A 24,519-nucleotide genomic window follows, 5' to 3' on the forward strand; every position below is an offset into this window, starting at 1 on the left:
TGTCGGAGGGCGCCGCGGACGGCGCCCTCCCGGGTCGTGAAAGTTCAGATCGCGCCGACGAGGTCGAGCGAGGGGGCCAGCGTCTTGCGGCCTTCTTCCCACTTCGCCGGGCAAACCTCGCCCGGATGCGCCGCGACATACTGCGCCGCCTTGATCTTGCGGATCAGCTCCGCCGCGTTGCGGCCGACGCCGCCGGCGGTGATCTCCAGGATCTGGATCTTGCCGTCGGGATCGACGACGAAGGTGCCGCGGTCGGCGAGGCCGGCCTCCTCGATGTAGACGTCGAAGTTGCGCGACAGCTTGGCCGTCGGGTCGCCGATCAGCGCGTACTTGATCTTGCCGATCGCCTTCGAGGTGTCGTGCCAGGCCTTGTGGCTGAAATGGGTGTCGGTCGAGACGCCGTAGACCTCGACGCCGAGCTTGTCGAACTCGGCCTGGTTGTCGGCGAGATCCTCGAGCTCGGTCGGGCAGACGAAGGTGAAGTCGGCCGGATAGAAGAAGAACACGGACCACTTGCCCTTCACCGACGCCTCGGAGACGTCGATGAACTTGCCCGCCTTGAACGCGGTCGCCTTGAACGGTTTGATTTCGGTACCAATGAGCGACATGATTCAGCCCTCGCTGTTGCGGTTCTTGTTTGAGATTTTTTTGGTGTCTTATGCCCCGGCGAACCGCCCAGCGCGGACCCCGGGGACGCCCTGCGTATACCCTGTTAGCCCAATCGCTAGAAGTTGGAAATAGCGATTGCATTGATCGATTTGTTCGATCACATGGGGCCGATGAAATTCCTTCCGACGCTTCGCCAGCTCCGTTTTCTCGTCGCCCTCGCCGACCGCCGGCATTTCGGCCAGGCGGCGGAGGCCTGCCTCGTCAGCCAGTCGACGCTCAGCGCGGCGATCCAGGAGCTGGAGGAAGGCCTCGGCGTGATCCTGTTCGACCGCACCCGCCGCTCGGTCGCGCCGACCGGGATCGGGGTCGAGATCGCCGAGCGAGCGCGAACCATCCTGCGCCAGGCCGAGGACCTCGTCGACATCGCGATCGCCGCGCACGATCCCTTGTCCGGTCCGCTGCGACTCGGCGTCATCCCGACGATCGGGCCGTTCCTTCTGCCGCGCGTGCTGCCCAGACTCAGGGAAATCGCGCCCGATCTGAAGCTCTACCTGCGCGAGGAGCAGACGGCGCGACTGGTCGACCGGCTCGAGGCGGGCCAGCTCGACGCGGCGGTGCTCGCGCTGCCCGTGCCCCTCGCCGACGTCGAGAGCGAGGACATCGCCGTCGATCCGTTCTACGTGGTCTGCCCGCCCGGGCACCGGCTGGCGTCCCTGCCCGTGGTTCGCCCGTGCGACATGGCGACGGAGGACCTGCTGTTGCTCGAGGACGGCCATTGTCTGCGCGAACACGCGCTCGCCGCCTGTCACCTCGAGGGCGCGCGCCGCAACACCGCGGCGTTCCAGGGCACCAGCCTGCATACGCTGGTGCAGATGGCGGCGAACGGGCTCGGCGTCACCCTGGTTCCCGAGATGGCGATCGCCTCGGGCCTCGCCGCCGGCCTCGATCTGCATGTCGCGCCGCTCGCGGGCGAGGAGCCCGGACGCCGGATCGCCCTCGTCTGGCGCAGGGCGTCGGGCCGCAAGGAGACGTTTCGTCAGCTGGCGACGATCCTGCGCGAGGCGCTCGAGGCGGGGCGCGAGCGCGCGGCGCTGCGCCGGATTCCGGTGTTCGAGCCGGCCGGCTGAGGTCTTGCTCGACTGCGACGCAATCGCCGCGCCGCCCGCGCGCTTTTGCCGCCCCATGCGCTTTTGACACCCTGTGCGCCGCACCATAATTTCGCCCGCGGCCTGGGAGTCTGCGCCCCTCGTGACGTTGCGATGTCTGGACAGGAAGGCGGCGCTGGCGGCGCGGGAGCCGTTCGAGCGCTTCGTCGCGCCCCGCTTCGTCCTTTCCGCGGTCCAGACGATGTGAGGGGAGGCGGCGACGAAGGATATTGCGATTGTTTACGCCACGCGCGACGGCCAGTCCGAGCGGATCGCCGGGCGGATCGCCGCGCGCCTCGGCGACGCCGGCGCGACCACCGCCTTTCACCGCCTCGAAAGACGCAGCCCGCCGGCGATCGGCGCCCAGAGTTCGGCCTGCGTCGCCATCCTCGCGGTGCGCTACGGGAACGTGCTGCCTGAGGCGCGCGACTTCCTCGCCGCCTACGCCGCCGAGGATACGGTGCGGCCGCTGGCGCTCGCGGTCGTCAATCTGGTGGCGCGCGACCCGGCGCGGCGCACGCCCGAGACCAACCCCTATCTGCGCAAGACGCTGGCGCGCTATCCGTTGCGCCCCGCCCTCGCCGTCGCCATCGCCGGCCGGCTGAACTATCCGCACTATCGCTTCGTCGACAAGCAGATGATCCGCCTGATCATGGCGATGACCGGCGGCGTCGCCGACGGCCGCTCCGACATCGAATACACCGACTGGGGGCAGGTCGACGATTTCGCCGCCGCCGTCGCCGCGCTGGCGTAGCGCGCCGGGTCGGCGGTCGCGGCGTCCCGGCGCAAGACGCCAGGACGCCGCCCGTCGTCAGAAGTCGTACTTGCCGACGGTGTCCTTGGTGAAGATCAACGGCTTGCCGTAGACCACCTCGCCGTCCTTGCCGGCGGTGAAGGTGGCGTTGGCCTTCGGCACCTCGATCGTCGCGCCGACCTTCGACGGGTCGAACTTGCCGGCGAGTTTCATGTGGGTTTCATAGGCGGCGACGTAGCCGAGCTCGAACGGATCCCAGAACGCGAACGCCTTCTGCGAGCCGTTTTCGAGGTAGCGCTTGATCGCGCTCGGCAGCGCGAAGCCGGTGGCGTAGACCTTGCCGACATGCCCGCTCGCCTCGATCGCGCGCGCCGCCGCGGGCGCGCTGACCGCCGACGAGGAGATGATCACCTTCAGGTTCGGATGCGCCTGCATCAGGTTCACCGCCACGTCGTAGCTCTTGGCGTCGTCGTCGCCGGCGAACTGCGTGTCGACGACCTTGAACACCTGATACTTCGGATCGGTCTTGGTCAGCTCCGTCATGATCTTGATGTGCGCCATGTGGTTGGGCGACGTTGGGGACGCGGCTACGAAAGCGATCTCGCCGCCCTCGGGGACGTCGATCAACGCCGCATCCAGCATGACCTTGGCGGCCTGTTCGTAGGAGAGCTGGTTGACGAACATGTCGCGCGCCGGCACGGCGGCGTCGGCGTCGTAGGTCGTGACCACGATGCCCTTCTTGCGCGCCTCCTCCAGCACCGGCGCGACGGCGTTGAGGTCGATCGCCGCAAGGATGATGGCGTCCGGCTTCTGGTTGACGAAGTTCTGCAGCGTCTCGACCTGCAGCGACACGTCCGCATGATCGGCGCCGGCGTAGATCAGCGTGTCGCCGAGCTCCTTGGCCGCGGCCTTGGCGCCGTCGCCGGTGAGCTCGAAATACGGAAAGCCGGTCCATTTCGGCGTCATCATGATCTTGAAGCCCGAGTCCTTGGCGGTCGCGAGGCGCGGCGCCAGGCCGGCCAGGACGAGACCCGCCCCGAGCTTTCCCAATTCTCTACGGTTCACCATCGTCTTCCTCCTTCTTTATCGTTGCGTTCCTGTGGTTCCGCTTCAGACGTCCGCGTTGTCGGGACGCCGCAGACGCGCCAGCGCCGCCGCAACCGCCGGGCGGAGCACGCCGCCGACGAGCAGGACGCCGAGCACGACTGTCTGTGTCGGGCCGCCGATGTTGGCGAGGCCCATGCCGTTGCGGAGGGTGCCCAGCAGCATGAGCGCGAGCACGACGCCGCCGATCGTGCCGCGTCCGCCGTTGATATCCATCCCGCCGAGCACCACCGCGGTGACGACGAACAGAATGGAGCCGTCCGCGTTGTCGCCGCGCGCCGAGCCGTACTGCCCCACCCACACCACGGCCGCCAGCCCGGCGAGCGCGCTCGCCAGCGCATAGGCGCAGATCTTGATCTTCACCACGTTCACGCCGGCGAACCACGACGCGTCCCGGTTGAGCCCGATCGAGAAGCAGTACCGCCCGAACACCGTGCGATGCATCAGCAGCCAGACGGCGACCGCCACCGCCGCGAAAGCCAGCAGGGACACGGGAACGATGTCGTCGAACAAACGCGTCGCGCCGAGCCAGCGATACGAATCGTTGAAATCCGTGTAGCCGACTTCGCTGCCGACGATGAAGGCGAGGCCGCGGTAGGCGCCCATGGCGCCGAGCGTGACGGCGAGCGAGGGCAGACCGAACCGCGCCGCCAGAACCCCATTCAGCGTTCCCAGCAGCGCCCCGATCGCGACGACGGCGGCGGCGGCGAAGCCGATGGGAACGCCGAACATGGACAGTTTCGACAGCGTGACCGTGCCGACCGCGACGGTGGAGGCGAGCGAGATGTCGATCTCGCCGAGCGACACCACCATCGCCAGCCCGAGCGCCAGCAACCCGGGGATGATGAAGAATCGCGTCGAGCCGAAGATCTGGTCGAGGCTCAGGTAGTACGGCGACAGCGTCGTGGACCAGACGCCTGCGGCCACGATCAACGCGGCGAGCGTCATCTCCCAGGCGGGCCACTGCGGGCGAACCGGCCTTTTGGTCCTGTCGTCCTTCACTTCGCCCCCCGCGTGCGAAGCGAAGCGCGGATGCCCGACGCGATCGCGGCGTCGGCCGCCACCGCCGCGACGATCGCCACGCCCTGAATGAACATGCGCCAGAACTCCGGCACGGCGAGCAGCACCAGGCCGTTGTCGATGGTGGCGAGCACCACCGCGCCGAGCGCGGCGCCGATCACCGAGCCGGCGCCGCCCGACACGCTGACGCCGCCGATCACCGCCGCGGCCAGCGAACTCATCTCCCAGCCCGAGGCCAGCACCACCGTGACCGTGCCGACCCGCGCCGCATAAAGCAGCCCCGCCGCGCCGCACAAGACGCCGCACAGCGTGTAGGCCATGAGCACGACCCGCTCGGCGCGAAGTCCGAAATAGAAGGCGGCGAGCGGATTGGAGCCGACTGCGTAGATGCGCCGTCCCCAGGGAAAGTATTGCAGGAACGCCCAGACGATGACGACGATCGCGGTCGCCGCCGCCGCCAGCAGCGGCACGCCGGCAATCCGCGCATCGACGCTGGTCAGCATCCAGGGCGGCAAGCGGCTCGACGTGACTTCCTGCCCGTGCGCGTAGACGTAGGTCAGACCCCGATAGAGCGACATCGTGCCGAGCGTCGCGATCAGCGCCGGGACTTTGCCGTAAGCCACCAGGAGGCCGTTGATCGCGCCGAGCGCGGCGCCGATCGCGAGCGGGATCAGCACGAGCTGCCACGGCGCGATGGCGGGATGGCGGGCGGCGAAATCGGCGGTCAGGTAGGCCGCGAAGCCCATCATCGCGCCGACCGAAACGTCGAGATTGCGTGTCAGCAGAACGACCGCCTGCGCACAGGCGGCGATCGCGAGGATCGCCGCCGAGGAGGCGACGGTGGTGAGGTTCTGGGTCGTCAGGAAGGTGTTCGTCAACACGGCGAACAGCGTTCCCAGCGCCGCCAGGAACACCAGCACGCCGGCTTCGCGCAGCCGCAGGACGAACGCGATGGCTCGACGCGAGCCCTTCCGGTTCCCGACCGCGGCGTCGTCCGGCGCGCTCACCGCCGCGCCCTCGCGCCCTGCTGCGCCGCGGCCATCATCACCTTCTCCTGCGTCGCTTCGGCGTGGCTGAACGCACCGACCAGGGCGCCTTCGGCGATCACCAGGATGCGGTCGCTCATCGCGATCAGTTCCGGCAGATCCGAGGAGATCAGCACCACCGCCAACCCCTCGCCGGCGAGCTGGGCGATCATTTCGTGCACCTGCGCCTTGCTGCCGATGTCGATGCCGTGCGTGGGTTCGTCGAGGATCAGCGCCGCCGGCTTGGTGGCCAGCCACTTGGCGAACGCCACTTTCTGCCGGTTTCCGCCGGAGAGGGACGATACGATCTGCTCCACCGACGGCGTCAGGACCCGATAGGTCGCGGCGGCGTCTTCGGCCAACCGTCGCTCGCGGGCGGAATCGACGAAACTCCAGCGCGCCAGCGTCCGAACGATCGGCAGCGTGATGTTGTGGGTGATGGTTTCGGGCATGATCAGCCCGTCGCGGTCGCGGTCCTCCGGCAGATAGGCGAGGCCCAGCGCCAGCATCTGCCCGGGGCTGCGCGGATGGACCTCGCGGCCGCGCAGAAACACCTGACCCGAAGTCGGCGGCGTCACGCCGAAAAGGGTCTGCGCGATCTCGGATCGTCCGGCGCCGACCAGCCCGCCCATGCCGACGATTTCGCCGGCGCGCACCGAAAACGAGACGTCCGCGAAAACCCTTGCGAGCGACAGGGCCTCGACGCGCAACGTCTCCGCGCCGAGCGCCGGCGCCGCGCGCCGTGTGAACAGCGTCTCGAGCGGCCGGCCGACCATCATCTGCACGAGGCTGGCGCGGTCCACCTCCGCCGCCGGCCTGGTCGCCACGTGGCGGCGATCCCGCAACACCGTGACGTCGTCGCAGACGGCGGTGATCTCCTCGAGCCGGTGAGAAATGAGGATGACCGCGGTCCCGCGATCGCGCAGCGCGCGCACCACCCGGAACAGCCGCTCGGCTTCCGCCGGCGTGAGCGCCGAGGTCGGTTCGTCGAGGATCAGGACGCGCACGTCCGCCGAGAGCGCGCGGGCGATTTCGACGAACTGGTGTTCGGCATAAGACAGCCCCGCCACCAGAGCGCGCGGGTCGATGTCGGACCCGAGGCGGCGAAGCAACGCGCTCGCCGTGGCGACCATCGTCTTGCGGTTGATCACGCCGATCGGCAGCGTCGGATAGGCGCCGAGCGCGATGTTCTCGGCCACCGACATGTGGGGAAACAGTTTCGGGTCCTGATAGACGGCGGCCACGCCCTGGGCTCGCGCCTCGATCGGCGTTCGGAACCGGACCGGCTGGCCGGCGAGCCACACGCGCCCCGAATCCGGCTGCGCGAGGCCGGTGATGATCTGCACCAGCGTCGACTTGCCGGCCCCGTTCTCGCCGACGAGGCCGTGCACCCGGCCGGGCAGAACGTCGAAGGAGACGTCCTCGAGCGCACGCACCGGCCCGAACGCCTTGCATATCCCTTCGAGCCGCAACACCGGGAGAGGCCCGATTTCGGGCCGGTCTAATTGACCCGTGTCGGGCATGGTCGGGCTCCCGGAGCCGTCTCACTCGAAGTCACTGCCAAGGACGGCGCCCCGGCGTCGTCAGCGCGAGGGGCCCGAAGGGCGACGCGGCGATCCGGGAGCCGTCTGCGCTTCCGGCCGCCGGAGCGCCGGACTCCACTGGCGTCAGGCGACGGCGTCCCGGACTCCTGGATCGCCACGTCGCTTCGCTCCTCGCGATGACGACGTTGAAGCGAGCTCCCGCCTTGGGAGTTACCGCTGCAAACGGAAACCGCGGCAAAGCGCCGCGCCACCGCGGCGGGGACACCGTCCACCAGCAGCTCTTTTGGCGCGGCGGCGCCGGAGCGCCGGCCCATCGCTTCCCCCACCCGGCTCGCCTTGAAGAGGCGGGTCCGACTTCGATTTCCGATAGCTAACATGCCAGCCACCCAACCGAGGCTCTTATAAGCCGACGTGGTTCGGGGGTCCACTGCAAAAGGCGAGCGCCGCCGCCAGGCGGCGAAGTCGGGCGCCGCGGCGCGCGGGCTCGCGCGCGCCGGGCCTGCCTGGGCGCGATCTCACGACGAGGCGGCCGACGCCTGGTTCGCGCCGCCCGCGCCCGCCCCCTCCCAGACCCTCCGGTACACCGCCACGATTTCGTCCGCCTCGCGCTCGCGGCTGAAGTCGCGCGCGATTCGGACGCGCGCCCGCGCGCCGATGGTCGGAATGCGCTCGGGCGCCCGCATCATCGGCTCGATCGCCGCCGCGAGCGCGTCGACGTCGTCGACCGGCGCCAGAAAGCCGGTGTCGCCGTCGTCGATGACGAGCTCGGCGGCGCCGGCGCGGGTGGCGATCACCGCGTTCTCCGCCGCCATCGCTTCGAGCAAGGTGAGCCCGAAGCCCTCGACCCGCGAGGCGAACACGGTGATCGAAACCCGCCGATACCACAGCGGAACCTCCTCGATCGGCCGTTCGCCGAGGAAGCGGATGCGCTCCGAGAGGCCGGCCGCGGCGGCGCGACCCTTCAGCCTGTCGACGAATTGCGCGTTGTCGGCTGAGACATGGCCGACGATCACGGCGGCGAAGTCGGGGTATTTCGGCAGCAGGCGGCACATCGCCTCGACGAACAGATCGCTGCCCTTTTGCTTGCGCACCCGGCCGAAGGTCGCGATTCCGTAGCGTCCGGGCAGGCCGGTCGCGGCGTATTCGGCGGCGCGGTCGGCGGGCGGCTTGTACAGGTCGAGGTCGACGCCGTGGTGGATCACGGTCGCGGGGCGCTCGACGAACGAGGCGGACACGGCGCTGGTGGCGATGACGGCGTCCATCCGGGCGATCAGAAAATTGGTGTAGGCGGTCTTGCGCCGCTGCCCGGCCGAGGTGAAGACGAGCTTCAGCCGGAAGCCGAGGCCTTTCAGAACCAGCCCGAGCAGCATTTCCGTGTTGCGCCGGGCGTGCCAGATCCGCGCGCGGCGCCCCTTCGGCGGCCGGAAGCGCAGCCGCACGAGGTCGAGGAGGCTCAAGCCGGCGATCCCGTCCGGCCGATCCGGGCCGAACCAGACGGCCTCGCAGCGCCCGGCGATCAGCGGCGCGATCGTGCGGTTGGTCGCGGTGACGCCGGAATAGCGCCGCTTGAGATTGGGAATGACCGCCTCGACCGCGTCGAGGTCGATGCGCCCGGCCTCGGTCACGGGCGCTTCCGCGCGTAGTAGAACTGGCGATGCATCGACTCGGTCATGAAGGAATAGGCAGCCCCGGTCAGGGCGTGGATGAAGCCCGCCCAGCCGCACAGAAAAAACCGGTTCCAGAAGAAGATGCGCAAGAAATAGAGCGGCGGGTTGAAGAACAGCTTTGCCCGGGAGGGCTTTCGCCCGCGCTCGAGCCGCTGCTCGGCCTTGAGTCTGGCGTAGTCGATCTCCTTGCGCATCTGCTCGTCGAGCGGCAGGCCGCGCTCGTGGCGCATGAGGCCGCGCTCGGCGATCTCGGTCCGGCCGTCGACGATCAGGCCCTCGTGGACGATGAGCGACTCGTCGAAGCGGGCGCAGCCCCGCCGGACGAGCCGCACGATGTGCTCGGGCCGCGTCCACAGGCTCACCGGCTTCGGGCTGCCGTAGAGCGTCAGCGTGCGGCGCAGCCGCCAGCCGAGGAGGGAGGCCTCGGCCGCCACGAGGCGGGGCAGATCGGCGCGCAGGTCGGCGTCCAGCCACTCGTCCGCGTCGATGCTGAGCACCCACGGCTGGCGCGCCTCGTCGAGGGCGAACTGTTTCTGGCGGGCGTAGCCGGGCCAGTCCCGGCGGATCAGCCGGATCGGCGCGCCGTTGCGGGCGAATTCGTCGACGATGGCGAGCGTGCGATCGGTCGAGCCCGAATCGACGACCACGATCTCGGCGAGGCCGGCGAGGCTGGCGAGGCACTGGCCGATGCAGGCCTCCTCGTTCCGGCAGATGACGGTCGCGGAAATCGGCAGGGCGGAGGGGTTTGCGAACGTTTCCGTCATGCTCTCGCCGACGGGGCGGCGCCGACGCGAAAACGACGGCGGGCCCATGATGACTCCGGGAGGGCCGTCGCGGTAGAAGGCCGCTCGCCCGATTCTCCGGGTCCTATCAGCTCTCGTCAGGATCGGCCAGTGTCGAGCGCGCCGAAGGCTTTTGTCATCCACCTCGAGCGCGCCGCCGGGCGACGCGCGAGCGTCGAGGCGTTGGCGCGCGCCCTGCCGATCGAGAGCGAAATTCTTCCCGCCGTCGACGGCCTGGCGCTCTCGGCCGAAGCCGTGGGCGCGGCCTATGCCGGCGCCCGCTACGCGCCGCGCTATCCGTTCGCCCTCACCCGCTCGGAGATCGGCGCTTTCCTGAGCCATCGCGCCGCGTGGCGCCGCATCGTCGACGACGGCCTCGACTTCGCCTTCGTGTTCGAGGACGACGCGTCGCTCGACCCGCAGCGTTTCACGGCGCTTCTGGCGGCGCTTGCGGCCGAGCGCGGGCGCTGGCGCTACGTCCTCTTGCCCGCGGCGGGGCTCGAGCCCGCGGGGGTGACGCTCGCCCGACGGGGCGACGTCGCCCTCCTCCGGCCCTCGTCTCCCCCGCTGCGCGCGATCGGACAGGCGGTGGCGCGCGAGGCGGCCGAGCGCCTGCTGGCGCTCACCGCGCCGTTCGACCGGCCGGTCGACACCTTTCTGCAGATGAACTGGGTGACCGGCGTCACCCTGCTCGCCGCCGCCCCGACCCCGATCCGCGACGTCTCGCGCGAGACCGGCGGCACGACCGTGCAGCGCAAGCGGCTCGGCCTGATCGATCGCCTGCGCCACGAGGCGATGCGGCCGGTCTACCGGGCGCAGGTGCTGGCGCGCTATCGCCGGGCGCTGGCCGCCGGCGCCGACACGAAACCGTAATGCGCCGCCGCCAAGGAAGCGCCGGCGAAACAAATTTGCAACCCGACCCAAGGAGAAGTCCGACATGAGCGATCTGGTTTTCATCGCCTTCGACAGCGAACACAAGGCCGAGGAGGTGCGCGAAAAGGTGCTCGGCCTCCAGAAGGACTATCTCATCGAGGTCGAGGACGCGGTCATCGCGGTCCGCGACGCCAACGGCCGGGTGAAGCTGAACCAGATCCTGCATCCGGCGGCGGGCGGCGCGGTGTCGGGCGCGTTCTGGGGCATGCTGGTCGGCTGGCTGTTCATGATGCCGCTCGCCGGCGCCGCGGTCGGCGCCGCCGGCGGCGCGCTCGGCGGCTCGATGGCCGACCCCGGCATCAACGACGACGACATGCGGGCCCAGGCGAACGCGGCGCTGAAGCCCGGCACGGCCGGTCTCTTCCTCTTGATCCGCAAGATGACGACCGACAAGGTGCTCGACGATCTCAAGGGCGTCGGCGGCACGGTGATCCGGACCTCGTTCGACAACGCGAAGGAAGAGGCGCTGAAGGCGGCGCTCGCCGCGCACGTCCCCGCCCCGCCCGTCGTCGCCGAGCCGGCGCCGGCCGAAACGGCGCCGGCCGAAACGCCGAAGGCGTAATCCGGCGCGACGGGCTTTTGGGGAACGATCGGCGATTGCCCGATCGGCGCCCTCACGATTGTGATTCGCAGGGGCCCTCGCGGCCCCTGCTCTTTTCGGACCGGACTCCCGCGCCGCCGTTCGAACGCCGGGCGTCCGGGCTGCCGCCGTCAATCCGCGAGGGCGTCCTTCCGTTTCTGGAACCCCGTTTCGGATTTCGGTTTTAGAATTCCTGCGCAGACGCGGGCCGTCCATGCGCCGCCGCGGACCGTCGGAACTGAGCTTTTTCCACCGAGGGACGGCGCCCGGCGCCGAAGCGGACGTCGAGCCGCGGGCGCTTCACCCGGGCCTCGTCCTGCAGAAGTTAACGTCCGTAGCCAAATTCTTGCGGTCAATGACCTGAATCAATGCAAATTGACGCCCGTCGCGCTAGGGATCGCCGCGATCGGGTGGAGCGTCGCCGTATGGGGTGGCGGACGCGAAGAGGGCGATCGGAGGGCTCCAAACGAGGGAGGCCACCGATGCATGGACACGTCGACAAACCCGCCATACGGGCGCCGCCGCGGATGCGGGCGGCGAACGCGCATGTGACGAGGCGGCCGCTCGCCGGGCGGCCGGCCGCGTTCGCGACGTTCTGGGTCAAGATCCACCGGCAGGAATGGATGACCGAGGAATCCGCCCACGCTCATCGTCGCCACTCGCTGTTGCAGGACAATCCCGCTTCCGGGTGAGAAGAACGAACCGTCGCCGGCGCGAGTCCTCGCGCCGGCGCCGATGAACTGGAGCGCGTCCAAAAATCTCGCCTGGGTGTCTCGGGCGAGGTTACGCCGCGTCCCGATGATCAGGAGCGAGCGGGATAGGTCAGCATTCCATTGGGTTGAGGCTGGGCTGCGGGGGTCAGGCGCGCCAGTTCGATGCGGCCGTCGCCGAGGATATGAAAGACCTCCTCCCCGGCCGCAATCAGGGTGTCGGCGATGATGCGGCGATGGCATCGCCACCAGACCGCTTCGGCGCACATGACCGCCGAACGCGCCCCATGCCCCATCTCGCGCAGCTTTTCGAGGCCAGAGCGAAAGCCTTCGCCCATCGCGTAATCGGCGTAATTGTGGAAGCTGGCGTTTTCCCAGAAGGCGTTGGTCTCGGGCGATACGTCGCGCTGAAGGGCGCGCAAGCCCCCGAGCGACGCCATGTGCTGATAGCCGATCTGGAATCGGGCGAGCGAGGCGGGAAGGACGTCGCGATTGAACTGCGGGTTGGCGCGCGAGCCCGGCACGGTTCTCACGTCGACGACGAGCCTGACGTCTGCTTGCTGCAACAGCGCGACGAACGCTTCGATCGAGCGGGTGGAATGGCCGATGGTGAAGAACGGGTTCGACATCTCGAACAATTCCGTCCGCTCCCTGCGCACCCGCCGCGTCGGCTCACGGCTTCAAGTGCTCGATCTCGATGAAGGCGAAGTCATAGGGGTTGGCGTTGACGACATTGTGTTCGACGCCGGCGCGACGCGCGTAGGGCGCATGCCGCCTGAGCTGGGCGGTTCGCGAGCCGCCTCCGGGCTCCTCCAGCAGGAGTTCGCCATCGGCGAGCGGAACGACGACGTAGTCCGCCTCGTGGCGATGCCATCCCGTTTCGCCGCCGGGCGCGAATCTCCACTCGGTGACGCGCACATGCGGCTCGGAGATGTGGACATGAGGCGTGGCTTTCGGTCTCGACGACATGGGGTTTCGGGCTCCGTTCACGGGACTCGATCGGGCGGGCGGGATCGCCCGGCCGCCCCACCGGCCTACACAAGGGCGCGCTCGGCCGCCAGCGGCGCCGTCCGCGGTCTCCGAAAGGCTGCCCGTCTCTCAGCCGCGCGCAATCGTCCCGAGCGCCGGCAGCGCCTCGGACGGGCAAGCGACCATGGCGCCGGGCGCCTTCGTCCTCCGCCGGATCAGGCCACGAAGAATTTGAGCTGCTCGTGGACCCAGGGGTAGAATTCCTCGGCCTTCGCGCTCATCCGGGTCTTGAGGCCGCGCGTCTGTTCGTCGGCCAGGATCTCGATCGAGCCGCCCGCGACGCCGTCGTAGGCCTGAGCGACGACGCTCTCGGCGCCGCTACGATGGGGCTCGAGTCTCGCTGTTGGTCCGCCGGCTTCACTACGGCGAGACCGGCGGCGCGGCGGGATAGATCAGCGTTCCGTCGCGCCGAAGCTCGGCCGCGGGCGTCATCCGCGCCGGCTCGATGTGGCCTTCGCCGAGGATGTGAAACACCTCCTCCCCCGTGGCCATGAGATAGTCCGAAATGATGCGGCGATGGCGCCGCCACCACACCGCCTCGGCGCACATCACCGCCGCCCGCGCCGCATGGCCCATTGCGCGCAAGGCTTCGAACCCGGAGCGGAAGTCTGCGCCCATGGCGTAGTCGGCGAAATTGTGAAAGCTGGCGTTCTCCCAGAAGGCGTTGGTCTCGGGCGAAACGTCGCGCTGAAGTTTGCGCAGGCCGCCGAGCGAGGCCAGGTGCTGATAGCGGATCTGGAACGGGGCGAGGGCCGCGGGAAGGACGTCGCGGTTGAACTGCGGGTTGGCGCGCGACCGCGGCACGGTTCTCACGTCGACGACCAGCCCGACGTCCGCTTGCTGCAACAGCGCGACAAACGCTTCGGTCGAGCGCGTGGAATGGCCGATGGTGAAGAACGGGTTCTGCGCCACGGGCCCAGGATCGACCCGCGGGCTCGATCGGGCAAGGGGGCTCGCAGCGAGCCTCCCGACGCTCGTCCCGGCGCGCCGAGAGGGCATCGCGCGCCGCCAGTTTCCCCGGCTGGCGACAGCAGCCGCGGGGGCGTGATATTGTACGTCGGGGCGGGGAGGAACCTCCCGGGAGAAAGCATCCTTGCCGATCGTCTTCAGCGACCTCCTCGACGCCTTCGAGTTCGTAAGCGCGGGTCGGGAGTACGAGAACTCCGCCCGGGTCAATCGCGAGACGGGCGAGATTCACTGGAGTAGCGAGATGGACCCCTCGCTCTTTCCCCAGCCCGACGACGTCGAGGACGACGCCAAATACGTCTCCGTGCCGACTGCGCGCGACCTCGACCTCGGCAGGCCGCTGGTCATGCGCTTCGCGGCCGAGCGCCTGGACAGGCACTACGACGAGATCGACGACATGTTTCATCGAAAAGGCGCCTACCGCCGTTTCAGGGACCTTCTCCTCCGCGTCCGGGCGCTGGACGACTGGTACGCCTTCGAGGGCGAGGCGAAGGAAAAGGCGCTCCGGGAGTGGTGCGAGAAGGAGGGGCTTGTGGTGGAAGGCTGAGCGGGGGATTCGGGCCGCCGGTCACGCCGCGCGCGGAACGGTCCGCAGCACGAGCAGCGCATCGTCCCGACAAGGAACGACAGCGTAGGCGCGGCCTTCATCGTCGCTGAACTCGACGAGGGCCGTCGCCTCGTCGAGCGCCTCGAGGATCGTCCCGACCTGGCCGCGAACGAGGCCGTGTTCAGGAAGGTCGCGCAGCAGGGCGAGGGCGCTGAGGGCAGTCGCCTCGTCTTCACGGTGTTGCGCTTGAATGGGAATCATCGATCCCCTGAAGTTCTCCGTCATGGCGCGCTGGTCTTCCGCCATCTACGCCTCGCCCGCAGGCTGGTGTTCGAGCCCGTGCTCGCAATTGGTCCCGACCGTCCGCGGCGCGGAGCCGCGTGGATGGCCGGGACGAGCCCGGCCATGACGACGGGGTGCGGTCGACCAACCGTCCCGCCAAATTTCAAAACAAAAAGTACCTCTGCGCCATCGGCAGGCTGTCCGCCGGCTCGCACACCAACAACTCGCCGTCGGCCCGCACCGCATAGGTCTCCGGGTCGATCTCGATGTTGGGCGTCGCGCCATTGTGGATCATGCTCGCCTTGCGCAAGGACCCGCGGGTGTTGCGCACCGCCACCAGCGTCTTCTGCACCTTGAGCTTGCGCCCGATCCCGCCCTCGAGCGCGGCGTCGGAGACGAAGGTGAGCGAGGTCGAGGTTTTCGCCCGGCCGTAGGCCCCGAACATCGGCCGGTAGTGGACCGGCTGCGGGGTCGGGATCGAGGCGTTGGGATCGCCCATCGGCGCGGCGGCGATCATGCCGCCCTTGATCACGCAGTCGGGCTTCACCCCGAAGAAGGCGGGGCTCCACAGCACGAGGTCGGCGAGCTTGCCCTTCTCGATCGAGCCGATGTGCTTCGACACGCCGTGGGCGATGGCGGGGTTGATCGTGTATTTCGCCACGTAGCGCTTCGCCCGCGTGTTGTCGTTGCGGTCGGAATCGCCGGCGAGGGCCCCGCGCTGGCGCTTCATCTTGTCGGCCGTCTGCCAGGTGCGGGTGACCACCTCGCCGACGCGGCCCATCGCCTGGCTGTCGCTCGACATCATCGAGAGCGCGCCGAGGTCGTGCAGAATGTCCTCGGCGGCGATCGTCTCCTTGCGGATGCGGCTCTCGGCGAAGGCGAGGTCCTCGGGGATGCTGGAATCGAGGTGATGGCAGACCATCAGCATGTCGAGGTGCTCGTCGAGCGTGTTCCTGGTGTAGGGCCGGGTCGGGTTGGTCGACGACGGCAGCACGTTGTCGAGGCCGGCGACCTTCATGATGTCGGGCGCGTGGCCGCCGCCCGCGCCCTCGGTGTGGAAGGCGTGGATGGTGCGGCCCTTGAACGCCTTGATGGTGTCCTCGACGAACCCGGATTCGTTGAGCGTGTCGGAGTGGATCATCACCTGCACGTCGTGGTCGTCGGCGACCGAGAGGCAGCAGTCGATCGCGGCCGGGGTGGTGCCCCAGTCCTCGTGCAGCTTCAAGGCGCAGGCGCCGGCCTTGATCTGCTCGACCAGCGCCGCCGGCTTCGAGGCGTTGCCCTTGCCGGCGAAGCCGAGGTTCATCGGGAATTCGTCGGCCGCCTCGATCATCCGGGCGATGTGCCACGGCCCCGGCGTGCAGGTGGTGGCGAAGGTGCCGGTGGCGGGCCCGGTGCCGCCTCCCAGCATCGAGGTGACGCCCGACATCAGCGCCTCCTCGATCTGCTGCGGGCAGATGAAGTGAATGTGGGTGTCGAAGCCGCCGGCGGTGAGAATCTTGCCCTCGCCCGCGATCACCTCGGTGCCCGGCCCGACGACGATGGTCACGCCCGGCTGGATGTCCGGGTTTCCCGCCTTGCCGATGGCCGCGATCAACCCGTCGCGGATGCCGACGTCGGCCTTGACGATCCCCCAATGGTCGAGAATCACCGCGTTGGTGATCACCGTATCCACGGCGCCGCGGGCGCGCGTGGTCTGCGCCTGGCCCATGCCGTCGCGAATGACCTTGCCGCCGCCGAACTTCACCTCCTCGCCGTAAGTGGTGAAATCCTTCTCGATCTCGATGATGAGCTCGGTGTCGGCGAGGCGGACACGGTCGCCGGTGGTCGGGCCGAACATGTCGGCGTAGGCGGCGCGGGGAAGGGAGGTCGTCATCGGTTCACCTGAGTCGTTGGATTGGTATTCGTAGGATTGGCGAGCGCGACGACGCGGGCGGGTCTGGCCCGGCTCGAAACGGGCGGCCGCGCCTTCAGAGATGTCGAGCCGAAAGCCCGTCGCCGTCAGGCGGTCGAATTTCAGCGTGGGGTTGGTCTCGAAGACAGGATCGTAACAGCCGACCTGGATCGGCGGTCGACTGTCCTGGGGAGGAACATGCCGGCGCAGGCGGCGCGGGGAGGGCGGCGACGGCTGTGCGAGTCATGGACAGGTCTCTACGGGACGAGGGAAAACTGACTTGATTTCAGCGCTTTGGCATCGAATGTCGCCGTCGAGGCGCAGCCGAGTTCGACGTTGATCTGAGCGAGCAAGTAATCCGCGAATTCGGCTGGACCGTTTCGGTAGGCCTCCAGCGCCGAAACCACCGCCGTCCGCCGTTCGAATTCGAGGTCATCCGATTGCAGCACGCCGTCGAGATACTTGATGACTTCGACTTTCGGCTTGTCGAGCGACTTACCGAGCACCCAAGCGAATTCAGCAAGCACGATGACGTTCACCATACACGGTCCGCCACGTCCCGCCTGCTCGACGAACGACCTCGCGCGTCCACATTGTTCGCGGTCATCGTCGATGAACAATCGAAGCAGGACGTTGGTGTCGAGGCCGATCATCTAGGTCTCGCGCATTCGAGCCCGACGCATCCTATCCGCCATGGCCTCGGTGACGGCTTCGTCGATCAGGGCGTCCAGGTCTCGTCCCTTCTCGCCCAAGTGAATGGGGTTGGCGCGTGCAAAGTCCACAATGCTCCGCCGCTTTCGCGGCTCGACCACCAGCGCCCCGTCGCCTCGCCGGAACCAGTGCAGCCGATCGCCGACATCGAGGCTGAAGGCTTGGCGCAGTGCGCTCGGCAAAGTGATTTGCCCCTTCGTCGTCAACGTCGACTCGCCGAAGTCTTTCTCGAGGGCATCCGCTTCGTTCGTCACGGCCACGCTCCCGCATTCCTTACTAGGAAAATGTAAGGCAATGGGCTTCCCCTTGCAAGTCTACACCTTCCCCATCACCTCCTGGCGGAAGCCGAACACCTCGCGTTTGCCGGCGAGCGCGACGAGGCGGACGGCGCGGCTCTGCCCCGGCTCGAAGCGCACCGCCGTTCCAGCCGGAATGTCGAGCCGAAACCCCTTCGTTTTCTTGCGATCGAACTTCAGCGCCGGATTGGTCTCGAAGAAATGGTAGTGCGAGCCGACCTGGATCGGCCGGTCGCCGGCGTTGGACACCTCGAGCTCGACCGTCTCGCGCCCCTCGTTCATGACGATCTCGCCGGGCTCGGCCAGCACTTCGCCCGGAACCTGTCCGTCGTGACCGCCGCGGATCGGGTGATGCACGGTCACGAGCTTCGTGCCGTCGGGGAAGGTCGCCTCGACCTGGACGTCGTGGATCATCGAGGCGACGCCCTCCATGACCTGGTCGGCGGTCACCACGTGGGCGCCGGCCTCCATCAGCTCCGCCACCGAGCGGCCGTCGCGCGCGCCCTCGACGACGAAATCGGTGATCAGCGCCACCGCCTCCGGGTGGTTCAGCTTCACGCCCCGCTCGAGCCGTCGCCTCGCCACGACGGCGGCCATGGCGATCAACAGCTTGTCCTTTTCGCGCGGCGTCAGATTCATGGCTTCCCTCTCGTGCCCCTCGTTTCGGATCGCGACGTCCGGCGCCGCCGGCGCGACGGGAGGCCGACGCCCCCCGCCCGCGAGGGCGCTGTTTGTCCGTCCGATGACGGCGTTTTCCCCACGGGCTCGCTGGTCCGGCGCCTATTGCCACAGGCGCGGCGGCTCGCGTCCGCTCAACGCCACAATGGCGGCGATCGCGGCTTTGCGCAATCGGCTCGGGCTCGCCGAAACCAGGCGCGCCACGATGAGGCCGTCGAAGGCGCTCGCGCCCGCTTCCACCTCCGCCTCATGGCCCTCGAGCGCCGCCCGCACGTCGGGCAGCCGCGCCTCGACGCCGGGCGCCGCGGCCAGAAGGGTGGCGATCGCCCGCGCGCCCGCGCCGCACGCCGGGCGGTCGAGCGTCGCTCCGGCGCGGTCGAGCCGGGTTTCGTCGGCGAACACGAGGCGGCCGGCGCGGCGCAGCCGCCAGCTGTCGCTGAGCGACGCGTCGATGCGCGTCTCGCCCGCGGCGAGGCGGCCGAACACCAGCGTCTCGACGGCGAGCAGGTCCGCGTCGGCGGCCATGTCGATGGCGAGGCTGCGCTCGAGCCGCGCGCCCTCGAACACCAGCGTCTCCTGCGGCAGCCAGCGCAGGCGCGCGCCGTCGCCGAGTTCGAGGGCGGTCGCGATCCGCGCCGGCGGGCCGTCGCTGCGGTAGATCTTTTCCGCCGCGACCGTCGTCGCCTCCACCGCCGCGCCGGCGCCGAGGGCGAGCGCCACGCGGTAGCTGTCGCCGCCGGCGACGCCGCCGCCGGTGTTGACCAGCGCCGCCTCGCAAACATCGGTGGCGCGGGGAAAGCGCCAGCGCAGGCCTCCGGTCTCGTAGAGGCGCATCGGCTCGGCGCCGCGCCGGCCGCGCACGAACGTCGCCCGCGCTTCCGCCACCGCGCGCTGGCGGGCGCCCGGGTCCGGCGGCGCCCCGGTCATCGCCGGCACGTCCGCGCGAGATCGACCTCGGCGCTCGGGCAGGGCGGATCGAGGACCGGCGCATAGGGCTCGGCGACACGGAACAGCTCGTACGCCTGGAGGACGCGGCCGGCGCGCCGGCGCTCGATCGTTCCGGCCGGCTCGACGCTGCGGAACCGCATCCCGAGCACGAGGTCGTAGCGCCGCCCGGCCTCGGCGATGGCGAGGCCCCGCCTGTCGAACAGGCTTTCCGGGGGCGAGGGCGCGAAAATCCAGCGGATCCGCTGCTCCGGCTGGACGACGGCGAGGCCCGGGTCGCCGTAGACCGTCAGGAGGGAGGCGAGCGCGTAGCCTTGGGTCAGGACGTAGGGCGCGCCCTCGGCGCGCGCGCGGGCGTCGACGTCGCGCGCCAGCTCGCGAAACCCTTCGAGGCGGGCGGTCGGGTCGGCGGCGCCGAGCGGAAGAACGCCCGTCAGCGCCTGGACGAAGCCCGCGAGCATGACGGCGAGCGCGAGCGGCGCCGCCCACAGCGCGGCGCGGGCGACCCGTCCGGCCGCGCCCGCGGCCCGGCGGGCGCGCGCGACCCACTCGCCGGCGAGGATGGCGCAGGCCGGGAACAGCGGCGCGAGCCAGTTGCCCTGCACCCGGTCGTGCGCCGCGTGGACGAGGAAGTAGACCGCCGCCGGCGCGATCGTGGCGACGAGCAGCCGGCGCGCTTCCTCGGGCGACCCCGGCGCGACGGACTTGCGCCACGACACGCCCGCGATCGCCGCCGCGAGCGCCGCGAACACCAGCGGGTTGATCAGCAGGATCTGGGAGAGCGCGAATTCGACCAGATAGAACGGCGTGAACCCGGCCGCCGCGGCCCGCCCGCCCTGCTTCAGGAACGTCGCCCAGCCATGCGCCGCGTTCCAGGCGACGAAAGGCGAAAACACCGCCGCGGCGAGCGCCAGCGCCAGCCAGGGGAGGGGCGAGCGGAGCCAGCGCCGGAGCGAGGGCGTCGCCACGACGGCGAGCGCGGCGCCGGCGGCGAAGAAGGCCGCGGTGAATTTCGACATCAGCATCAGGCCGAGGGCGAGGCCCATGGCGATGATCCAGCGCGCCCTGCCCGTCCGCCAGAGTTCGACCAGCGCCGCGAGCCCCAGCATCCAGAACAGGACGAGCGGCGCGTCCGGCGTCACGAACACCGCGCCCGCGATCACCAGCGGCGCGGCGATCCACATCAGGACGGCGAGCGCGGCGGTGTCCAGCGAGCCGAACAGCCGCCAGGCGATCAGGGCGACGAGCCCGGGCAGCGCGCCGACGAGGGCGAGCGACAGCGCGCGGATTCCGAGGTCCGAATCGCCGAACAGCGCGGTCGAGGCGCGGATCAGAACCGCCACCATCGGCGGATGGTCGAGGTAGCCGAAGGCGAGATCCCGCGACCACAGCGTGTAATAGGCCTCGTCGAAGCTGAGCTCGAGCCGCGAAGCGGCCAGCGTCTGCAACGCGAGCAGCAGGAGCGCGCCGCCGGCGGCGCAGGCGACGAGCCGTCCGGGACGACGATCGATCCGCGGCCGCGCCCCGGCGACGATGGAAGCTTCCGTCACGTCGTCGCCACTCCTCGCGGACCCTGCTCCAGCGGCCGCCCAGTCGCACGCCGCCGCCCGAAGGGTCAATTCCCCGGCCGCCATCCCCCCTCGATCCGTCAATTGCCGCGCAAGTGTGGCGCCCTTCACACAGCCCTCGCCGCGACAGCGTCGTATAACCGTCAAATCAAAGGTTTTCCAGCTTGCGGCGCGCGCCAGGACGTCGGACATGGCCCTGAGGGCAGAGGAGAGGCGGTCGGCCCGACCCGGCCGCCGCGACGACGCGGCGGACGCGTCGCGGTTCTTTTCCCGCGTCGGCTATGCGGCGCTGGCGATCGGCGCGCCGCTGGCGGTCATCGTCCATCCGCTGGCGCTGTTCATCGTCTTCCCGATCGGCGTCGCCATGATCCTGATGGCCGCGGCGCTCGAGGCGAAGCCGGGCTTCTCCGACCGTCTGGCGCGCGACGTCATGACGGCGCCGTTTCTCGCGCTCGCCGCCGGCCTCGGCTGGGCGACGCTGTCGATTCTGTGGACGCCCTATCCGGTTTCGGCGCTCCAGCATGCGCTCAAGCTCGCCCTGCTCATTCTGGCGACCCTGTTCGCGGTCGCCGCCCCGCGCGAAAACGCGCGCGCCACCGACCTCTACCTGTTCCCGATCGGCGTCGTGGTCGGCATGATCGCGATGGCGGCCAAGGGGCTCGCCGGCGTGGTCGATCATCTTCCCGACGACGGCGGCCTCGCCGCCGGCGAGATCGCGCTCGCGGTGCTGCTGTTTCCCGCGCTCGGCGGGCTGACCGCGCGCGGGCGCAACGGCTACGCCCGCATCCTGCTGATCCTGGCGCTGGCCTTCGCCTACACCGCGGGCAACGCGCCGCTGACGATCGCGCTGTTCGCCGGCTATCTGGCGATGTCGTTCGCCATCTCGGACCTCGCCCGCACGACGCGCGAGCTGGCCTGGGGGGCCGCGGCGCTGGTGCTGCTGTCCCCGCTCATCCCGGCGTTCGCGCCGACGGTCGCGGCGTGGATCTTCAACGTCAAGCTGGCGACGCTGCCGCCGCCCTACGCGATCCTGTCGGTCGCGGCCGACATCTTCACCCACGACAAGCTCAGGCTCTTGATCGGACACGGCTTCGCCACCGTGGCCCGGGGCGTGCACGACCAGATCCTGCCGCTCTACACCCCGCGCTCGTTCGCGTTCACGGTCTGGTACGAGCTCGGCGTGGTCGGCGCCGTGATCGCCGCGGCGGGCGTCTGGTGCGCCTTTCGCGACATCGGCAAGGCGCCGCCCCGGCTTGCCCCCTTCATGATCGCCGGGCTCGCTGCGATCGTCGCGCTCGCCTTCTCCAACGTCGACTTCGACGACATGACGGCGCTGACCCTGATCGGCGCGGCGATCATCTCGACCGACGTCGCCGCCCGCAGCCAGTACCGCACCACGCGGCCTTCGGCGGCGAGCCTCGCCAATCTGTGATTCCTGCCGATCCCGGCCGTCGTTTCGCCGCGGTTCGGGCAGCGCGGCGACGCCGAATCCCGCCCCTGCGCGACAACGCGAAGCCTGTGAGCGGGCCACGGACGAATCAGGCGGAGGAGGTAACTCCCAAGCCGGCAGCGAACAGCGCCGTCATCGCGGGCGACCCCGGGGTCGAAGAGCCCGGGGGGAAGCGATCCAGGGCCGCTGGGCCGCTGTCGCGCCCTCTGGTCGTCCCGCCGCCCTTCGTTGCGAGCAGAAGACGGAGCGATTCTTTCCGCAGGAAGCAAGCGGCGGCATGGATTGCTTCGTCCCCCCGGGCTCTTCGACCCGGGGGTTGCTCCTCGCAATGACGGGGTTGGGAGTTACCGGAGGAGGCGCGCCCGCCTCCAACCCCCTCGAGATTCCGCCGCTGTGTCGGATGAGGTGTTGGTCGGCGCCCCTGGGGGCGCCGACGGCTCAGCGCTTGTGGCTGAGGTTGATGGTGGGCCGCATGGTCCGCGGTCGCTTGTACTCGACCACCACCGCGCGGGTGCGCCCTGCCACCAGGCTCGCGCGGCCACGCGTTCTCGCCGCCTGCTTGGCCGCCAGCGCCTGCACCTCTTCCACCGGCACGCCCATCAGCTGCGCCGCGATCTGGGCGCGCGACGCCGCATCGTCGGCCAGGCTCTCGGCGGCGATCAGCGCTTCTTCGATCGTCGGGGTATCCTGCCGAACTCGGCGCATGCCCCATTTGGTCTTCCAAGTGGCGCCCATGGGGCCCTCCAAAACGTCCTCGAAACACAGTATACCAGATTTTGTGCACTGCACAATAGCAATTACGCGACGGCTCATTGCGTGACAAGGGCGCACGTTGGCGCGGCAGATGACAACATGGTGAACGGGGTTTTCGTTCCACGCCGCTAAAACCCGTGAAACGCGCGCGCTGCGGCCGCGCCCGAGCGGACGGCGTTTTCCAGACCGTCGGGAAAATCCCGCCCGACATGGCCGCCGGCCAGGAACAGGTTGCCGAACTCCGTGCCGGTCAGCGGCCGGCGGGCGGTCTCGGCTGGCGTCGCCAGCGCCGCCGCCCGGCGCGACGGGGCCATGCGCCAGGCGGGAGGGGCGTCCGAGAGGCCCGTGAGCGCCGCGACCCCGCGCCAGCAGGCCGCCGCGAGTTCGTCGCGAGGCGTGTCGAGGCGGGCGCCGGCGTCCTTCACCGCCACCGACATGCCTCCGGGATGGGCGAACAGCCAGTCGAACGGGCCGTTGAGCGCGCCGACGACGGGCGGCGCGGCCGGCGGCGGCGGCGCGGCGAAATGGATCGTCAGCGCCGCCGACGCCGCCTGCGGCGGCGGCGTCCCGAGGAGCGCCGCGGTCGCGGCCCACGGCGTCGCCAGGATCGCCGCGTCGCGCGGCCCGAGATCGAGGCGGTCGTGCTCGAAGTCGAGCGAAGCGACGCGGTCGCCCTCCCGTCCGAGGCCGATCAGCCGCCGGCCGAAGCGCAGGGCGGCGCCGTCCCGCTCGAGACTGCGCGCCAGCGGCTCGACCAGCGCGCGGCCGATTCCCCGGGCCGGCGCGAGAACCTTCAGGCCCGCCCCGCCGGCCGCGACGATCTGGCGCAGGACGCCGCCGAGGAGCTGCGCGGACGCCGTCTCGGGCGGGCAGTTGAGGGCGGCGAGCGTCAGCGGACGCCACAGCCGCTCCATCCCCGGCCCGCCCGGCGCGAGGCTGGCGACGGTCGCTTCCGGAGCGGCGGCGAGCAGCCGGCGCCCGCTCCAGTAGTCGGCGAAACGCAGATTCGTCCCCCGCCTGCGCGGATCGAGCAGCCACCAGGGCCAGCGGCCGGCGTTGGGCGTCACCCGCCAGCGCGCTCCGGTGGCGAAGTCGGCGAACGCGACCCCCGGCCGCAGGTCGGCGCGCCATTCCGCCCGCGCCCCGACCGCGTCGATCACGGCGAGCGTCGCGGTCCAGCACGAGAGAATGGCGAACGCGCCGGTGTCGAAGTCGCGGCCGAGCTCGGCGTCGGAAAACGTGCGCCGCCGTCCGCCGGGATGCGACTGCGCCTCGTGGACCACGACGTCGCAGGCGCCTCCGTCGAGGAGCGCCCGCGCCGCGGACAGGCCGCCCGCTCCCGCGCCGATCACGTGCACCACCGGGCGCTTCATGCCGCTCGGGCTCGCTCGTGTTCCAGGTCGCGCCGGGAACACGGCGCCGAATCATCGGACGCGACGCTAGGGCGGCGCGCGTTCCATGGAAACCCCTGGATCTTGGCCAGGACATGGCCGCGGGCCCAACCGGCCGCGAACGCGCTGGCCATCG

The 24,519-nt window shown here is 69.9% G+C and carries 26 protein-coding genes and 1 pseudogene; 7 read left to right on the plus strand and 20 right to left on the minus strand.

The window, feature by feature from the left end; all coding sequences use genetic code 11:
• Nucleotides 1-44 precede the first annotated feature (44 nt).
• The gene (ahpC, locus tag DFR50_RS11675) at nt 45-608 is read right to left on the minus strand and encodes an alkyl hydroperoxide reductase subunit C (protein WP_113889383.1); all 564 of its coding nucleotides are present in this window, start codon (nt 606-608) and stop codon (nt 45-47) included.
• A 141-nt stretch (nt 609-749) separates the two neighbouring features.
• Here ahpC and DFR50_RS11680 point away from each other — a divergent pair, with 141 nt between their 5' ends.
• Together DFR50_RS11680 and DFR50_RS11685 are read left to right on the plus strand one after the other, a co-directional pair.
• Nucleotides 750-1,736 carry a hydrogen peroxide-inducible genes activator gene (locus DFR50_RS11680; RefSeq protein WP_245427654.1) on the plus strand — a complete coding sequence of 329 codons (987 nt, stop codon included), beginning with the start codon at nt 750-752 and terminating at the stop codon, nt 1,734-1,736.
• A gap of 253 nt (nt 1,737-1,989) precedes the next feature.
• Entirely contained in the window at nt 1,990-2,508 is a 519-nt protein-coding gene (locus tag DFR50_RS11685) for a flavodoxin domain-containing protein (RefSeq protein WP_281015958.1), read from the plus strand.
• Nucleotides 2,509-2,565: 57 nt separating this feature from the next.
• Here DFR50_RS11685 and DFR50_RS11690 read toward each other — a convergent pair whose 3' ends face one another.
• The 6 genes from DFR50_RS11690 to DFR50_RS31350 form a co-directional block, all read right to left on the minus strand.
• Nucleotides 2,566-3,576 (minus strand): autoinducer 2 ABC transporter substrate-binding protein, encoded by a 1,011-nt coding sequence (locus tag DFR50_RS11690; protein WP_113889385.1) that lies wholly within the window; start codon nt 3,574-3,576, stop codon nt 2,566-2,568.
• Between the two features lie 42 nt (nt 3,577-3,618).
• Nucleotides 3,619-4,614, minus strand: a complete 996-nt coding sequence (locus tag DFR50_RS11695) for an ABC transporter permease (RefSeq protein ID WP_210208866.1) — start codon at nt 4,612-4,614, stop codon at nt 3,619-3,621.
• Nucleotides 4,611-5,639 (minus strand): ABC transporter permease, encoded by a 1,029-nt coding sequence (locus tag DFR50_RS11700; RefSeq protein ID WP_210208867.1) that lies wholly within the window; start codon nt 5,637-5,639, stop codon nt 4,611-4,613. The genes DFR50_RS11695 and DFR50_RS11700 overlap by 4 nt, the downstream gene beginning before the upstream one ends.
• Nucleotides 5,636-7,180 carry a sugar ABC transporter ATP-binding protein gene (locus DFR50_RS11705; RefSeq protein ID WP_113889387.1) on the minus strand — a complete coding sequence of 515 codons (1,545 nt, stop codon included), beginning with the start codon at nt 7,178-7,180 and terminating at the stop codon, nt 5,636-5,638. Before DFR50_RS11705 ends, DFR50_RS11700 begins: the two co-directional genes overlap by 4 nt.
• Nucleotides 7,181-7,716: 536 nt before the next feature.
• A complete protein-coding gene (locus DFR50_RS11710) occupies nt 7,717-8,826 on the minus strand; it encodes a glycosyltransferase family 4 protein (RefSeq protein ID WP_245427656.1) in 1,110 nt (369 codons plus the stop codon).
• On the minus strand, nt 8,823-9,632 hold the full coding sequence (locus DFR50_RS31350) for a glycosyltransferase family 2 protein (protein ID WP_170153176.1): 810 nt from the start codon (nt 9,630-9,632) through the stop codon (nt 8,823-8,825). Before DFR50_RS31350 ends, DFR50_RS11710 begins: the two co-directional genes overlap by 4 nt.
• Before the next feature lie 129 nt (nt 9,633-9,761).
• On the opposite strand from DFR50_RS31350, the gene DFR50_RS31355 reads away from it, so the two are divergent.
• The 3 genes from DFR50_RS31355 to DFR50_RS11725 all read left to right on the plus strand — a co-directional run bounded on the left by DFR50_RS31355 (nt 9,762) and on the right by DFR50_RS11725 (nt 11,855).
• Nucleotides 9,762-10,523 (plus strand): glycosyltransferase family 25 protein, encoded by a 762-nt coding sequence (locus DFR50_RS31355; RefSeq protein ID WP_170153177.1) that lies wholly within the window; start codon nt 9,762-9,764, stop codon nt 10,521-10,523.
• A 64-nt stretch (nt 10,524-10,587) separates the two neighbouring features.
• Complete coding sequence (locus tag DFR50_RS11720) at nt 10,588-11,145, plus strand: DUF1269 domain-containing protein (RefSeq protein ID WP_113889389.1); 558 nt, start codon at nt 10,588-10,590, stop codon at nt 11,143-11,145.
• Between the two features lie 500 nt (nt 11,146-11,645).
• The gene (locus DFR50_RS11725; protein ID WP_113889390.1) at nt 11,646-11,855 is read left to right on the plus strand and encodes a hypothetical protein; all 210 of its coding nucleotides are present in this window, start codon (nt 11,646-11,648) and stop codon (nt 11,853-11,855) included.
• Between the two features lie 110 nt (nt 11,856-11,965).
• Here DFR50_RS11725 and DFR50_RS11730 read toward each other — a convergent pair whose 3' ends face one another.
• The 3 genes from DFR50_RS11730 to DFR50_RS11740 form a co-directional block, all read right to left on the minus strand.
• Nucleotides 11,966-12,502 carry a DUF488 domain-containing protein gene (locus DFR50_RS11730; protein WP_113889453.1) on the minus strand — a complete coding sequence of 179 codons (537 nt, stop codon included), beginning with the start codon at nt 12,500-12,502 and terminating at the stop codon, nt 11,966-11,968.
• A 43-nt stretch (nt 12,503-12,545) separates the two neighbouring features.
• Nucleotides 12,546-12,842 carry a cupin domain-containing protein gene (locus DFR50_RS11735; protein WP_113889391.1) on the minus strand — a complete coding sequence of 99 codons (297 nt, stop codon included), beginning with the start codon at nt 12,840-12,842 and terminating at the stop codon, nt 12,546-12,548.
• Nucleotides 12,843-13,262: 420 nt separating this feature from the next.
• Nucleotides 13,263-13,814 (minus strand): DUF488 domain-containing protein, encoded by a 552-nt coding sequence (locus tag DFR50_RS11740; RefSeq protein ID WP_245427659.1) that lies wholly within the window; start codon nt 13,812-13,814, stop codon nt 13,263-13,265.
• Nucleotides 13,815-13,995: 181 nt separating this feature from the next.
• On the opposite strand from DFR50_RS11740, the gene DFR50_RS11745 reads away from it, so the two are divergent.
• Nucleotides 13,996-14,415: a hypothetical protein gene (locus DFR50_RS11745; RefSeq protein ID WP_113889393.1), complete on the plus strand. Its 420-nt coding sequence runs from the start codon at nt 13,996-13,998 to the stop codon at nt 14,413-14,415.
• 21 nt (nt 14,416-14,436) lie between these two features.
• Here DFR50_RS11745 and DFR50_RS11750 read toward each other — a convergent pair whose 3' ends face one another.
• The 8 genes and pseudogenes from DFR50_RS11750 to DFR50_RS11780 all read right to left on the minus strand — a co-directional run bounded on the left by DFR50_RS11750 (nt 14,437) and on the right by DFR50_RS11780 (nt 20,771).
• On the minus strand, nt 14,437-14,721 hold the full coding sequence (locus tag DFR50_RS11750; protein ID WP_210208868.1) for a DUF4926 domain-containing protein: 285 nt from the start codon (nt 14,719-14,721) through the stop codon (nt 14,437-14,439).
• 139 nt (nt 14,722-14,860) lie between these two features.
• Nucleotides 14,861-16,573 carry an urease subunit alpha gene (gene ureC / locus DFR50_RS11755; RefSeq protein WP_210208869.1) on the minus strand — a complete coding sequence of 571 codons (1,713 nt, stop codon included), beginning with the start codon at nt 16,571-16,573 and terminating at the stop codon, nt 14,861-14,863.
• Nucleotides 16,574-16,642: 69 nt separating this feature from the next.
• Nucleotides 16,643-16,801, minus strand: a pseudogene (locus DFR50_RS33575) (urease subunit beta); the annotation flags it as partial.
• Nucleotides 16,802-16,848: 47 nt separating this feature from the next.
• Nucleotides 16,849-17,244, minus strand: coding sequence for a type II toxin-antitoxin system VapC family toxin (locus tag DFR50_RS11760; protein ID WP_113889395.1), 396 nt, complete (start codon nt 17,242-17,244; stop codon nt 16,849-16,851).
• Nucleotides 17,245-17,562, minus strand: coding sequence for an AbrB/MazE/SpoVT family DNA-binding domain-containing protein (locus DFR50_RS11765; protein ID WP_170153178.1), 318 nt, complete (start codon nt 17,560-17,562; stop codon nt 17,245-17,247).
• A gap of 54 nt (nt 17,563-17,616) precedes the next feature.
• Nucleotides 17,617-18,237, minus strand: a complete 621-nt coding sequence (locus DFR50_RS11770) for an urease subunit gamma (RefSeq protein WP_113889397.1) — start codon at nt 18,235-18,237, stop codon at nt 17,617-17,619.
• A 141-nt stretch (nt 18,238-18,378) separates the two neighbouring features.
• Nucleotides 18,379-19,203, minus strand: coding sequence for an urease accessory protein UreD (locus DFR50_RS11775; protein WP_147262735.1), 825 nt, complete (start codon nt 19,201-19,203; stop codon nt 18,379-18,381).
• Nucleotides 19,200-20,771: a glycosyltransferase family 39 protein gene (locus DFR50_RS11780; protein WP_170153179.1), complete on the minus strand. Its 1,572-nt coding sequence runs from the start codon at nt 20,769-20,771 to the stop codon at nt 19,200-19,202. The genes DFR50_RS11775 and DFR50_RS11780 overlap by 4 nt, the downstream gene beginning before the upstream one ends.
• A gap of 208 nt (nt 20,772-20,979) precedes the next feature.
• Between DFR50_RS11780 and DFR50_RS11785 the strand changes: the two genes are divergently transcribed.
• Nucleotides 20,980-22,221, plus strand: coding sequence for a hypothetical protein (locus DFR50_RS11785; RefSeq protein WP_113889400.1), 1,242 nt, complete (start codon nt 20,980-20,982; stop codon nt 22,219-22,221).
• A gap of 456 nt (nt 22,222-22,677) precedes the next feature.
• Here DFR50_RS11785 and DFR50_RS11790 read toward each other — a convergent pair whose 3' ends face one another.
• A complete protein-coding gene (locus DFR50_RS11790; protein WP_113889401.1) occupies nt 22,678-22,974 on the minus strand; it encodes a hypothetical protein in 297 nt (98 codons plus the stop codon).
• Between the two features lie 146 nt (nt 22,975-23,120).
• Complete coding sequence (locus tag DFR50_RS11795; RefSeq protein WP_113889402.1) at nt 23,121-24,365, minus strand: hydroxysqualene dehydroxylase; 1,245 nt, start codon at nt 24,363-24,365, stop codon at nt 23,121-23,123.
• Nucleotides 24,366-24,519 lie beyond the last annotated feature (154 nt).

The sequence above is a fragment of the Roseiarcus fermentans genome (genome assembly GCF_003315135.1).
Classification (GTDB): Bacteria; Pseudomonadota; Alphaproteobacteria; order Rhizobiales; family Beijerinckiaceae; genus Roseiarcus; species Roseiarcus fermentans.

Coding starts and splice junctions, on each gene's coding strand:
- ahpC (WP_113889383.1), bottom strand. CDS start 608: ATGTCGCTCATTGGTACCGAAATCAAACCGTTCAAGGCGACCGCGTTC.
- DFR50_RS11690 (WP_113889385.1), bottom strand. CDS start 3,576: ATGGTGAACCGTAGAGAATTGGGAAAGCTCGGGGCGGGTCTCGTCCTG.
- DFR50_RS11705 (WP_113889387.1), bottom strand. CDS start 7,180: ATGCCCGACACGGGTCAATTAGACCGGCCCGAAATCGGGCCTCTCCCG.
- DFR50_RS31350 (WP_170153176.1), bottom strand. CDS start 9,632: ATGACGGAAACGTTCGCAAACCCCTCCGCCCTGCCGATTTCCGCGACC.
- DFR50_RS11720 (WP_113889389.1), top strand. CDS start 10,588: ATGAGCGATCTGGTTTTCATCGCCTTCGACAGCGAACACAAGGCCGAG.
- DFR50_RS11725 (WP_113889390.1), top strand. CDS start 11,646: ATGCATGGACACGTCGACAAACCCGCCATACGGGCGCCGCCGCGGATG.
- DFR50_RS11730 (WP_113889453.1), bottom strand. CDS start 12,502: ATGTCGAACCCGTTCTTCACCATCGGCCATTCCACCCGCTCGATCGAA.
- DFR50_RS11735 (WP_113889391.1), bottom strand. CDS start 12,842: ATGTCGTCGAGACCGAAAGCCACGCCTCATGTCCACATCTCCGAGCCG.
- DFR50_RS11750 (WP_210208868.1), bottom strand. CDS start 14,721: ATGGCGGAAGACCAGCGCGCCATGACGGAGAACTTCAGGGGATCGATG.
- ureC (WP_210208869.1), bottom strand. CDS start 16,573: ATGACGACCTCCCTTCCCCGCGCCGCCTACGCCGACATGTTCGGCCCG.
- DFR50_RS11760 (WP_113889395.1), bottom strand. CDS start 17,244: ATGATCGGCCTCGACACCAACGTCCTGCTTCGATTGTTCATCGACGAT.
- DFR50_RS11770 (WP_113889397.1), bottom strand. CDS start 18,237: ATGAATCTGACGCCGCGCGAAAAGGACAAGCTGTTGATCGCCATGGCC.
- DFR50_RS11775 (WP_147262735.1), bottom strand. CDS start 19,203: ATGACCGGGGCGCCGCCGGACCCGGGCGCCCGCCAGCGCGCGGTGGCG.
- DFR50_RS11785 (WP_113889400.1), top strand. CDS start 20,980: ATGGCCCTGAGGGCAGAGGAGAGGCGGTCGGCCCGACCCGGCCGCCGC.
- DFR50_RS11790 (WP_113889401.1), bottom strand. CDS start 22,974: ATGGGCGCCACTTGGAAGACCAAATGGGGCATGCGCCGAGTTCGGCAG.
- DFR50_RS11795 (WP_113889402.1), bottom strand. CDS start 24,365: ATGAAGCGCCCGGTGGTGCACGTGATCGGCGCGGGAGCGGGCGGCCTG.